The following is an 11132-nucleotide window of genomic DNA, read 5'->3' as shown; positions in this document are numbered from 1 at the left end:
CGTGTTTGAGGGCATAATGGATGGCGCGTCGGTGTCGCGGCGAGCAGAGCCTATCGGGGCTCTGGCGATGTGCTCTGGGCTCGCGGCGGTTCCCGCTCGGGTTTTGCTGTGGGTGCCGCGCCGCTGGCGCTGGCGAAGGATGCAACGCGGTTGGTCGGTGTTCGGCGATCGGCAGGACAGCATCGTCTGACGGCGTGACCTTGGCTTCGAGCTGAGGAGGCGGCATGGCAGATCGACCTCGGATCCCGATGACTGTCGGCCTGGAGCCGGTTCAGCTGGTCAACGCCGATGGCGAGCCCACCGACGAACACCGCTACAGCCGCGATCTTCCCGAAGAGACGTTGTGCTGGCTCTACGAGATGATGGTGGTCACCCGGGAGCTCGACGCCGAGTTCATCAATCTGAAGCGGCAGGGGGAATTGGCGCTGTTTGCGTCCTGCCGCGGTCAAGAGGCCGCGCAGGTCGGCGCGACAGCGTGTCTGCGCAAGACGGACTGGTTGTTCCCGCAGTATCGCGAATTGGGCGCGTATCTGGTGCGCGGCATACCGCCGGGGCACGTCGGAGCGGCGTGGCGCGGAACCTGGCATGGTGGGCTGGAGTTCACCAAGAAATGCTGTGCCCCGATCTCGGTTCCGATAGGTACCCAGGCCCTGCACGCCGTCGGCGCGGCAATGGCCGCACAGCGCTTGGGCGAGGACTCGGTGACGGTCGCGTTTTTGGGCGACGGCGCCACCAGTGAGGGAGACGTGCACGAGGCGCTGAATTTCGCGGCCGTGTTCGACGCCGGGTGCGTGTTCTACGTGCAGAACAACCAATGGGCGATCTCAGTTCCGGTGTCCAAGCAGACGGCCGCACCCTCGATTGCGCACAAGGCAATTGGATATGGGATGCCAGGCATTCGAGTGGACGGCAATGACGTGCTGGCCTGCTATGCCGTGATGGCCGAGGCCGCTGCCCGGGCCAGACGCGGCGACGGGCCAACCCTGATCGAGGCGGTGACCTACCGAGTCGGCGCTCACACGACGGCCGATGATCCGGGCCGATATCGAAGCCAGGAGGAGGTGGATCACTGGCTGGCGCTGGATCCGATCTCGCGTTACCGCTCTTACTTGCAGGCCCAGGGGCTGTGGTCGCAGCGTCTGGAAGAACGGGTTGCGGCACGGTCTGGTCGGCTGCGGGCGGAACTGCGTGAAGCGGTATTCGGCGCGCCCGACTTCGACGTCGACGACGTGTTCACCACCGTATTCGCCGAGATCACCCCCGGGCTGCAAACGCAACGCCAACAGCTGCGGGTCGAACTGGACCGGATCGACTGAGGAGCCGTTCATGACACAGATCGCTGATCCGCCAGCTCGTCCCGGCCCGGCTCCGGCGGCGCCGGTGGTGGGCACCATGCAGTCATTGACCATGGTGCAAGCGCTCAACCAGGCCTTGCATGACGCGATGGCGGCTGATGATCGCGTGCTGGTCTTCGGCGAGGATGTCGGGATTGCGGGCGGTGTGTTCCGGGTGACTGAGGGGTTGGCCGAAACCTTTGGTGAGCACAGATGCTTTGACACCCCGCTAGCCGAGTCGGCCTTGATCGGCATCGCGGTGGGGCTGGCGCTGCGCGGCTTCGTGCCGGTGCCCGAGATCCAGTTTGACGGCTTTTCTTACCCGGCCTTCGATCAAGTGGTCAGTCACCTGGCCAAGTACCGGACCCGTACCCGCGGCGAGGTCAATATGGCGGTAACCGTTCGGATCCCGTCGTTCGGCGGCATCGGCGCCGCGGAACATCATTCGGACTCCACCGAGTCCTACTGGGCGCACACGGCGGGCTTGAAGGTGGTGGTTCCCTCAACCCCCGGCGATGCCTATTGGCTGTTGCGCCACGCCATCGCCTGCCCAGATCCCGTCATGTATCTGGAGCCCAAGCGCCGGTACCAGGTTCGCGGACCCGTCGACACCAACCGGCCGGAACCTGCGATCGGTCAGGCGGTGATTCGCCGGGCCGGGGCCGACGTGACCGTCATCACCTACGGAAACCTGATCTCGACCGCATTGTCGGCCGCTGAAGACGCTGCACACCAACAGGGTTGGAGTCTAGAAGTCATCGACCTCAGGTCGCTGATCCCCTTGGACTTCGAAACCATCGCCGCCTCGATCCGCCGGACCGGACGGTGTGTGGTGCTGCACGAGGGGCCGCGCAGCCTGGGCTATGGCGCCGGGCTGGCCGCCCGGATACAGGAGGAGTTGTTTTACGAACTGGAGGCTCCGGTATTGCGCGCCTGCGGATTTGACACTCCGTATCCGCCGGCACGATTGGAGCGGCTGTGGCTGCCCGGGCCCGACCGGCTGCTGGATTGTGTCGAACGGGTGCTGGGGCAGCCATGAGCACCGGCGACCGGCTGAAGTGCTTCCAGGTGCCCGACCTTGGTGAGGGCCTCGAGGAAGTCACCGTGACGAGTTGGGTGGTCGCGGTTGGTGATGATGTCGAGCTCAATCAGGTGTTGTGTTCGGTGGAGACCGCGAAGGCCGAAGTCGAGATCCCGAGCCCCTACGCCGGTCGCATCGTTGAACTCGGTGGCGCCGAAGGCGATGTCATCAAAGTGGGTGCAGCACTTGTGCGCATCGACACGGCACCGGAGTTGCCGGCCCCGACCAACGGTGAGATCGCGGTCCCGACGCTGGTGGGCTACGGCGCCGACGCGGCCATCGACACCAGCAGGCGCTCAGGCCGGCCGCGCGCGGCCCCGCCGGTGCGCAAGCTGGCCAAGGAACTCATGGTTGACCTCGCTTCGCTGCAGCGGGGTAGCACGGTGATCACCCGGGCCGACGTACTGGCCGCTGCCCAGGGCGCCGAAGCGTCAGCGCGGGTTCGGGAAGTCCGTGGTGTGCAGGCACACATGGCGGAGAAAATGAGCCTGTCCCACCAAGAAATTCCGGCTGCGAAAGCTGGCGTCGAGGTTGACTGCACCGAACTGCTCAGGCTCAGCGAACAGTTCCGGACGGCGGTGCCGCCGGCGACGCCGTTCGCGCTGGCGCTGCGAATGTTGGTTATCGCTCTGACGAACAACGAGATTCTCAACTCGACATGGGTCGATTCGCCCGGAGGGCCGCAGGTTCATCTGCACCCGGGAGTGCATTTGGGTTTCGGTGTAGCTACCGAGCGCGGACTGTTGGTGCCGGTGATCGCCGATGCCCATCGCATGACCACGCGTGAATTGGTTTGCCGCGCGGCAGAGCTGATCACCGGTGCGCGCGAAGGCACCCTTGCACCCGGGCAGCTACGCGGTTCGACGTTCACCGTGTCGAACTACGGGGCGCTGGGCGTCGATGACGGAGTGCCGGTGATCAACCATCCCGAAGCCGCCATCCTGGGGATGGGGTCAATCAAGCCGCGGCCGGTGGTCCGCGGTGACGAGGTTGTTGTGCGGCCGACGATGTCATTGACCTGCGTGTTCGACCACCGCGTCGCCGATGGCGCCCAAGTCGCCCGGTTCATCTGTGAATTGCGCGGTCTGATCGAGGCGCCGGAGACCGCGCTGTTGGACCTGTAGGGCCAGTCCACCCCGCGGCGGCCGGTGATTTTCTTCTCACTTCTGTCCTCTGGTGCCCTGTTGATCGCACTGGCGGCGGCCGGAGCCTAATACCGGCGCGAAACCGCACGCCAACATCGTTGCGACACCCGCCCAGCCCCATGGCCTGGGCTTTTGGCTTGCCGATTCACGAGCCCGTAACGTGGGTTCCTGACAAAGCCATGTAGTGGTATCGCGCCGTCGCGGATTGCTCGTGTCCAGCATGGCTTGAGAAGCGCATTGTCGCGCTTCGCATCAGCACACAATGGCAGTCTTCGGGCCGAAAGGGCTCCAGTTTCATGGCCAAACATCTAGCGCCGCGTTTCGATGACGTACAGGCGCATTACGACCTATCCGACGATTTCTTCCGGCTTTTTCTGGATCCCACCCAGACCTACAGCTGCGCCTACTTCGAGCGTGATGACATGACGCTGGAAGAGGCGCAGATCGCCAAGATCGACCTGGCGCTGGGCAAGCTGGGTTTGGAGCCCGGCATGACACTGCTCGATATCGGCTGCGGCTGGGGCGCCACCATGCGCCGCGCGATCGAGAAATACGACGTCAACGTCGTCGGCCTGACCCTGTCCAAGAACCAGGCCGCCCACGTGCAGAAGTCGTTCGACCAGCTGGACACCGCACGCACCCGGCGGGTGCTGCTGGAGGGCTGGGAGCAGTTCGATGAGCCCGTCGACCGCATCGTCTCGATCGGCGCGTTCGAACACTTCGGTCACGACCGCTACGACGACTTCTTCACCCTGGCCCACAACATCCTGCCCAGCGACGGGGTGATGCTGCTGCACACGATCACGGGGCTGACGATGCCGCAGATGGTCGAGAACGGTCTGCCACTCACCCTGTGGCTGGCGCGCTTCCTCAAGTTCATTCAAACCGAGATCTTCCCCGGCGGCCATCCGCCCACCATCGAGATGGTGGAGGAGCAGTCGGTCAAGCCCGGTTTCACCCTGACTCGGCGCCACTCGTTGCAGCTGCATTATGCGAAAACCCTGGACCTGTGGGCGCAGGCCTTGGAAGCCCGTAAGGACGAGGCCATCAAGATTCAGTCCGACGAGGTCTATGAGCGCTATATGAGGTACCTCACCGGCTGCTCCAAGCTGTTCCAGGAGGGTTACATCGACGTCAACCAGTTCACCTTGCAGAAAGCAAGGTGAACTGGCTGGTCGTCGCGATCAGTTTGCGGGCGGGGGAGCATCCGCGGGCGGCGGAGGATCCGCGGGCGGGATAGCTCCGTCGCAGCCACCGGGTGGCGGCGGGCCGGGGAGCGGTTCGTCGCCGCCGACGCAGTCGTAGTAGAACTGCGGGCCGGTCATGTAGGTCTCCATCCACTGGTGCCAGAACGACCCGTCGGGGTATTTCTCGCCGTCGCACACGGCCAATTCGCCCCAACCCCAACGACCGCCCGGGCAGTAGCCCTTGGTCAAGTCCGGCTGGTGTGGGTCGGGCGGACCGGCGGTGGCGACCGCGGTGGAAAACATCAACGCTGCGATACCACCCAATATCGCAGCGCCAAGGCGACCGAGCTTGAGCATCATTTTGACTCCATTGGAAATAGTTAATGAATACAGCCGATTGCAAGCAATGAACAGAACTTGCGGTGAACCTCGACCTGGGGGGCAGGCTTGGGAAGCCCAAATAGACCTCAAATGGACTTCGAATGGACGAGGCAAGGCGATGCCATCCAGATTCAGTCCGATGGGGGCCAAGAGCGCTTTGTGAGGTGCCTCACCGGCTGCTCCAAGCCGTTTCGGGAGGGTTACATCGACGTCAACCAGTTCACCTTGCAGAAAGCAAGATGAACTGGCTGGTCGTCGCGGTCAGTTTGCGGGTGGGGGAGCATCCGCGGGTGGAATAGCTCCGTCGCAGCCACCGGGTGGCGGCGGGCCGGGGAGTGGTTCGTCGCCACCGACGCAGTCGTAGTAGAACTGCGGGCCGGTCATGTAGGTCTTCATCCACTGGTGCCAGAACGACCCGTCCGGGTATTTCTCGCCGTCACACACGGCCAATTCGCCCCAACCCCATCGACCGCCAGGGCAGTAGCCCTTGGTCATGTCCGGCTGGTGTGGGTCGGGCGGATCAGCGGTGGCGACCGCGGTAGAAAACATCAACGCCGCGACACCACCCAATATCGCAGCGCCAAGGCGACTGAGCTTGAGCATCATTTTGACTCCGTTAGGAATGTTGAACGAATGCAGCCCGATTCCGAGCATTGGTTAAAGCTTGCGGATGGGCCGCGGCGACCCAGCATACATAAGTGCACGACCTTCCCAACGAAAATCTTGTCCGATAGGTTCCGGTCAAAAACTAGCACCGAAACGCCGGCTTCGGGAATGTCTATAATTGCCACTTGCCGACGCGGCCGATCGGCGAAGTCGGCTTGGGTTGGCCGGGTGATCTGCGGCATCCAATTGGTGCTGACGCGTGACTTCAAAGTCGGCTGATCGTTGACGGATTCACTTCGGATGGCCCCTGCCTTCCGGTGGCTGGTCTCGCGTCGATGCTGGGTGAGGTAGCCCTCGAGTCCATATGCCGCGCCGGTCTTACTCGGCACTGGCTGGGTTGCCGACCTCCGGCGCTGCACCTCCACGAGCCGCCCCGGATGGTTACCGGTGGCCGGGCTGCCGACCAAAGATCAACGAGCGCAATCTATTTCGATCAACCCGGCTATCGTCATGGCGATTGCTGCCGGCATCGCCGCGCTCCCGGCGCCGACCCGGGAAGGCGGACGCCCAGCCGGTCCGGCCCCAGATCCCCTCCGGCGCCTGATGGCGGCGCCGCCGAGGCTCTAGTGTGGATACGGACACCGTGTCGGTCAGCGCCTAAAGGAGCAGCATCGCAACAGATTTCGAATGTCGATGATCCACGATTTCCCGAACACGAGGCGAAGGCGGGCTGGGCAATAGATCTCTACCTACCGAGGCACGGCTGATGCCGGGTTTGCTGGTGGCCGGTACGACCAGCGACGCCGGTAAGAGCACCCTAACCGCCGGTCTTTGTCGTGCGTTCGCCCGACGCGGCCTCAGGGTGGCGCCCTTCAAGGCGCAGAACATGTCCAACAACTCGATGGTCTGCCAAGGCCCGGGTGGCGCGGGTGTGGAGATCGGTCGCGCGCAATGGGTGCAGGCGCTCGCGGCCAACGCGACACCTGAGGCGGCCATGAATCCGGTCTTGCTCAAGCCGGGGAGTGACCACCGCAGCCACGTGGTGTTGATGGGCAGATCCTGGGGCGAACTGGCGTCGTCCAACTGGTTCGAGGGCCGGCAGGTTCTCGCCGAGACGGCGCACCGAGCCTTCGACGACCTGGCGGCCCGCTACGACGTCGTCGTCGCCGAAGGTGCCGGCAGCCCAGCCGAAATCAACCTCCGTGCGGGCGACTACGTCAACATGGGGCTTGCCCGTCACGCGGAACTGCCGACCATCGTCGTCGGCGACATCGACCGCGGAGGGGTGTTCGCGGCATTCTTCGGAACCATCGCGCTGCTGTCTGCCGAGGACCAGGCGCTGGTCGCGGGGTTTGTCGTCAACAAGTTCCGTGGCGACCTCGACTTGCTGGCACCAGGTCTGCGTGACCTCGAGCGGGTCACGGGCAGACAGGTGTTCGGCACGCTGCCGTGGCACGCTGACCTCTGGCTGGACTCAGAGGACGCCCTCGACCTGACCGGCCGGCGCGCGGCGACCACGGGGGCCCATCGGGTGGCCGTCGTGCGACTCCCACGGATCAGCAACTTCACCGATGTCGACGCACTGGGTCTGGAACCCGACCTGGATGTCGTGTTTGCTTCCGACCCCCGAGGGCTGGGCGATGCCGACCTGATCGTGGTCCCGGGTACCCGTGCAACGATCGCCGATCTGGCGTGGCTACGAGCGAGGGGTTTGGACCGTGCGCTGATGGCGCATGTGGCGGCGGGCAAGCCGCTGCTCGGCATCTGCGGCGGGTTCCAGATGCTGGGGCGGGTGATTCGCGATCCAGACGGTGTCGAAGGGCCGGTAGCCGAGGCCGACGGTTTGGGCTTGCTCGACGTGGAGACCACGTTCGGCGCCGAGAAGGTGCTGCGCTTGCCGCGCGGGCAGGGACTCGGAGTGCCCGCTTCGGGCTATGAGATACATCACGGCAGGATTACCGCCGGTGACGCCGCTCAGCAGTTCCCCGGGGGCGCGCGTGACGGACAAGTATTCGGGACGATGTGGCACGGTTCGCTCGAAGGGGATGCCCTGCGCGAGGCCTTCCTGCGCGAGACGCTCGGGCTCACTGGGTCGGGCACTTCGTTCTCGGCGGCACGCGAGCGCCGCCTGGACCTGCTCGGCGATCTGGTCGAACGTCACCTTGACGTCGATGCACTGCTCGCCCTGGCTCGGCACGGTTGCGCGCCGGCCTTGCCCTTCCTCCCGCCCGGCGCGCCGTGATCGCACCGAGCGGTCGACGGCCCTCGACACAACTCGAACGTGCGGTAGTCATCGACCCGACCGGGCCGGACGCGCTCACCCCGCGCTCGTGGGCGCCGGCGTTGGCTTCGCCGGCAATTGGCAATCGCGCTTTTATTTTGGAGCTGAATTCTAGATCGCGTCATTAAATTCGGGCCGATCCGGGCGCGCCGATATGCATTGGTTGCCGCCGTTATTAGAAAAGTCGGATTCCGCGCTATTTCATTCCTCTTGATATACGCTGAGCGGGTCCAAGTGCCGGGCGGTGGCGGTAGCACCTGTCGTTTGCTGTAGGTGCGAAAGTACAGAACAAGGCACTGATAATGGATTGCTGAACAATGAGGTCAAGATGGCGACAGGCAACCTGCGAATGCTGCTTAAATGGCTGCTCGGAGCGGTATTCATCAGTTTGTACGCGCTTTTGGTGACGGGTTGCGCCGAGGAGTTAACTTTGCCTCGAGGGCCGGAGATCGGCTGCTTTAATCGGCATTGTTAGCCGAGTGCTCGTTGGCTTTCCGGTGTGCTCCACGGCCACGCCTGGCCGCCGTCGGCGCCGAGTTCGCTGTGGCCACCATGATCTAGCCGGGTGTGCCGATCCCACCGGCAAGTGATCCCCCGACTCGCGCACTAGAGCTGGCTCACCACGAAAGTCGCTGCCCGACTGGGCATCCCGGACTGCGCATACGACAGGTGTGCCGCGGAGAACATCTCATCGTGAGAAGGCAGCGCAAGGGCGCCGGGGGTGCAAATCGGATCGTTGGGCGCACACAAGTCAATCGCTTTATGGCCATACCAGGGGCTGATCTCGCTTATTGGCCCGCCAAGATATCTGTCGGTCGGATTCCCGAAGACGGCGACCGCGGCGACGTGATCAGCCACCTCCGCCGATAGCGTTTGGGGGATGAAGCCGGCAACGGGGGCTCGGGCGATGGTGATCAGGTCTATCACCATCGCGCCTTGGGAATATCCGCCGAGCACCAGCTTGGTATTGGGGCAGCTGGCCGCCATGGACTCAACGTGAGTGCTGGCATCGGTGGCGCCCGCGGATGCGGACGGGGGCCAATCTTCGGTGGCGGGGTAGTTCACGGCATACACCCCCAGGGACCGGCCGCCAAGCTGGGAGCGGAGGGAATCGATGAATGCCTGTCCGACCCCACCGACGCCGGGTGGCTCGGCGGTCCCGCGGGCGAACGTCACTTCGGCATCGGGGCAGGCGGCGGTCGACGCGGAGGCGATGATCAGGGGGGCACTCAGCAGGGCCGCGCAGATTGTCGCGAGCCCGACACCCAGCAAACGAGTGAATTGGCGTGCGTTCACGTTTTGATGCTGGCACATCGCGGCCGAAACGGAGCACCCAAATTGTGCGACGCTCATCCGCGAAACGCTGCGGAAACCAGGTCTGGCCACCGATCGCGCTCACGCGTCCGGTGTTGCACGGAGACGCCAGGAGGCGCAGCTGGCGGCCGGGGGTCCGTTGCCCCGCCCAATCGCCGGCCGCGAGGGCACTGGCCCGAAGCCACCGTCAGGCATCGACCGAAGGTAAAACGTCGAGCATCAGCCGACGTCACACACCTTGGTTGGTGCCCCCGGCACGACTCGAACGTGCGACCTAGGGATTAGAAGGCCCTTGCTCTATCCACCTGAGCTACGGAGGCAATGCGCAGGTCAGTCTATCCAAGCCGGATTCAAGATCAGATTGGGTGACGCGACGCGCCCCAAAATTCTTCGCCTGGGCCAGAAATCGGTTATTGTGTGAGCCTCGACACACGTACAACACCGGCTAGTAATCGGCCGTTTACCGCAACGACGCGTGTGCCTGACGTCGAGGGGTGGGCTCTGTTATGTGCATGGCCAGTGTGACTTCGCGGTGCTCGCGGGCTGGTGCCGAAGCGTTGCGCCAAGGAGCGCAGCTTGCGGCCGACGCGCGCGACGCTGTTCGTTCCGGAGCTCTGTTGCTTCGGGGTTCTCCGTTTGCCCTCGGCTGGGTAGCCGGTTGGGTGTCCGCGGAATTTCCGCCGCACGTGCTGACCGGGCACGCGTTGTCCCGTGTCTCTCCGCCAGCCATCGGCCGGTACGGCACCGCGTGGGCGGCCCAGCGGGCCGATCTGACCCTCACCGCGGCACTCGAGGAGTCCTTCGGATCGGAATTCCGTGACCTGGTGTCACACCCCTCCGGTGATGGCTCGGCGTGTGCGACGCGCGGCGGCCTGCTGCCGTCGGGACCCCGCCGCCGCTACGCGGCGCAGACCTCCGACATCTCCTACGGGCCGGGTGGTCGTGAACATCTGCTCGATGTCTGGCGCCGCCCCGACTTGGCGCCGGGAGGCCGGGCCCCGGTGCTGATCCAGGTGCCTGGGGGAGCGTGGAGCGTCAACGGGAAGCGTCCGCAGGCCTACACGCTGATGAGCCGAATGGTGGAGCTGGGCTGGATTTGCGTCTCCATCAACTACAGCAAGAGTCCGCGCTGCAAGTTCCCCGCACACGTGGTGGACGTCAAGAGGGCGATCGCTTGGGTCCGGGAGAACATCGCCGCCTACGGCGGCAACCCCGATTTCATCGCCCTGACCGGCGGCTCAGCCGGTGCGCACCTGGCCTCCCTGGCGGCGCTGACTCCGTGCGACCCGGCTTTTCAGCCTGGCTTCGAACACGCCGACACGACGGTTCAGGCGGTCGCGCCCTATTACGGCGTCTACGACTTCACCGACTTCGACAACATGCATGAATTGATGCTGCCGTTCCTGGAGCACTTCGTGATGAAGAGCCGCTACGCCGACGACCCGGAGCCGTTCACCGCTGCTTCCCCGATTTCTTACGTGCACCGGGAGGCGCCGCCCTTCTTCGTGCTGCACGGTGAGCGCGATGAGCTTGTCCCAAGCGGGCAGGCGCGGGCGTTCTGCGCAGCGTTGCGGGGCGCCGGAGCCGACACCGTGGCCTATGCCGAGCTCGCCAACGCACATCACGCGTTCGACATCACCCCAACGGTCCGCTCCCGGCTGGCCGCCAGTGCGGTCTCCGATTTCCTGGGGGTCGTCTACGGGCGCTGGACCAGCTCGATACTGGGTTCGTTGGCGTTCTCAGCGAATTCGGCCAGCTGAATCGGCAGGCGCCGGCCAGAACGCGAGAACCGCCGAGTTACCG

9 protein-coding genes, 1 tRNA gene and 1 pseudogene are annotated in these 11132 nt (G+C 64.6%); 7 read left to right on the top strand and 4 right to left on the bottom strand.

The window, feature by feature from the left end:
* Nucleotides 1-224: 224 nt before the first annotated feature.
* The 4 genes from pdhA to mmaA2 all read left to right on the top strand — a co-directional run bounded on the left by pdhA (nucleotide 225) and on the right by mmaA2 (nucleotide 4726).
* Nucleotides 225-1316 carry a pyruvate dehydrogenase (acetyl-transferring) E1 component subunit alpha gene (gene pdhA, locus CCUG20998_RS18970; RefSeq protein ID WP_020730195.1) on the top strand — a complete coding sequence of 364 codons (1092 nt, stop codon included), beginning with the start codon at nucleotides 225-227 and terminating at the stop codon, nucleotides 1314-1316.
* Between the two features lie 10 nt (nucleotides 1317-1326).
* Nucleotides 1327-2373 (top strand): 3-methyl-2-oxobutanoate dehydrogenase subunit beta, encoded by a 1047-nt coding sequence (bkdB, locus tag CCUG20998_RS18965; RefSeq protein WP_020730196.1) that lies wholly within the window; start codon nucleotides 1327-1329, stop codon nucleotides 2371-2373.
* Nucleotides 2370-3539, top strand: a complete 1170-nt coding sequence (locus CCUG20998_RS18960) for a dihydrolipoamide acetyltransferase family protein (RefSeq protein ID WP_020730197.1) — start codon at nucleotides 2370-2372, stop codon at nucleotides 3537-3539. Before bkdB ends, CCUG20998_RS18960 begins: the two co-directional genes overlap by 4 nt.
* A 317-nt stretch (nucleotides 3540-3856) precedes the next feature.
* Nucleotides 3857-4726, top strand: a complete 870-nt coding sequence (mmaA2, locus tag CCUG20998_RS18955; protein ID WP_020730198.1) for a cyclopropane mycolic acid synthase MmaA2 — start codon at nucleotides 3857-3859, stop codon at nucleotides 4724-4726.
* Between the two features lie 18 nt (nucleotides 4727-4744).
* Here the strand turns inward: mmaA2 and CCUG20998_RS18950 are convergent, their stop codons facing one another.
* Nucleotides 4745-5107 carry a hypothetical protein gene (locus CCUG20998_RS18950; protein WP_020730199.1) on the bottom strand — a complete coding sequence of 121 codons (363 nt, stop codon included), beginning with the start codon at nucleotides 5105-5107 and terminating at the stop codon, nucleotides 4745-4747.
* Between the two features lie 132 nt (nucleotides 5108-5239).
* On the opposite strand from CCUG20998_RS18950, the pseudogene CCUG20998_RS28655 reads away from it, so the two are divergent.
* A pseudogene (locus CCUG20998_RS28655) lies at nucleotides 5240-5371 on the top strand (SAM-dependent methyltransferase); the annotation flags it as partial.
* 18 nt (nucleotides 5372-5389) lie between these two features.
* Here CCUG20998_RS28655 and CCUG20998_RS18940 read toward each other — a convergent pair.
* Complete coding sequence (locus tag CCUG20998_RS18940; protein WP_036456560.1) at nucleotides 5390-5734, bottom strand: hypothetical protein; 345 nt, start codon at nucleotides 5732-5734, stop codon at nucleotides 5390-5392.
* Nucleotides 5735-6500: 766 nt separating this feature from the next.
* On the opposite strand from CCUG20998_RS18940, the gene CCUG20998_RS18935 reads away from it, so the two are divergent.
* Nucleotides 6501-7976, top strand: coding sequence for a cobyric acid synthase (locus tag CCUG20998_RS18935; RefSeq protein WP_020730203.1), 1476 nt, complete (start codon nucleotides 6501-6503; stop codon nucleotides 7974-7976).
* A gap of 645 nt (nucleotides 7977-8621) precedes the next feature.
* On the opposite strand, the gene CCUG20998_RS18930 is transcribed toward CCUG20998_RS18935, so the two are convergent.
* Nucleotides 8622-9329 (bottom strand): cutinase family protein, encoded by a 708-nt coding sequence (locus tag CCUG20998_RS18930; RefSeq protein WP_172607299.1) that lies wholly within the window; start codon nucleotides 9327-9329, stop codon nucleotides 8622-8624.
* Between the two features lie 243 nt (nucleotides 9330-9572).
* Nucleotides 9573-9649: transfer RNA gene (locus CCUG20998_RS18925), tRNA-Arg, on the bottom strand.
* Nucleotides 9650-9835: 186 nt separating this feature from the next.
* Here CCUG20998_RS18925 and lipQ point away from each other — a divergent pair.
* The gene (gene lipQ / locus CCUG20998_RS18920; protein WP_020730206.1) at nucleotides 9836-11089 is read left to right on the top strand and encodes an esterase LipQ; all 1254 of its coding nucleotides are present in this window, start codon (nucleotides 9836-9838) and stop codon (nucleotides 11087-11089) included.
* The last annotated feature ends 43 nt before the right edge of the window (nucleotides 11090-11132 follow it).

Origin of the sequence: Mycobacterium marinum (assembly GCF_003391395.1) — a bacterium.
Taxonomy (GTDB): Bacteria; Actinomycetota; Actinomycetes; order Mycobacteriales; family Mycobacteriaceae; genus Mycobacterium; species Mycobacterium marinum.
The sequence above is the reverse complement of the archived record's forward strand: the minus strand, read 5'-3'. Positions and strand labels throughout refer to the sequence as shown.

Bases quoted from the DNA above. Each gene is read 5' to 3' on its own strand.
- CCUG20998_RS18940 (WP_036456560.1), bottom strand. From the start codon at position 5,734: ATGATGCTCAAGCTCAGTCGCCTTGGCGCTGCGATATTGGGTGGTGTC.
- bkdB (WP_020730196.1), top strand. From the start codon at position 1,327: ATGACACAGATCGCTGATCCGCCAGCTCGTCCCGGCCCGGCTCCGGCG.
- lipQ (WP_020730206.1), top strand. From the start codon at position 9,836: ATGTGCATGGCCAGTGTGACTTCGCGGTGCTCGCGGGCTGGTGCCGAA.
- CCUG20998_RS18930 (WP_172607299.1), bottom strand. From the start codon at position 9,329: ATGTGCCAGCATCAAAACGTGAACGCACGCCAATTCACTCGTTTGCTG.
- CCUG20998_RS18950 (WP_020730199.1), bottom strand. From the start codon at position 5,107: ATGATGCTCAAGCTCGGTCGCCTTGGCGCTGCGATATTGGGTGGTATC.
- mmaA2 (WP_020730198.1), top strand. From the start codon at position 3,857: ATGGCCAAACATCTAGCGCCGCGTTTCGATGACGTACAGGCGCATTAC.
- CCUG20998_RS18960 (WP_020730197.1), top strand. From the start codon at position 2,370: ATGAGCACCGGCGACCGGCTGAAGTGCTTCCAGGTGCCCGACCTTGGT.
- CCUG20998_RS18935 (WP_020730203.1), top strand. From the start codon at position 6,501: ATGCCGGGTTTGCTGGTGGCCGGTACGACCAGCGACGCCGGTAAGAGC.
- pdhA (WP_020730195.1), top strand. From the start codon at position 225: ATGGCAGATCGACCTCGGATCCCGATGACTGTCGGCCTGGAGCCGGTT.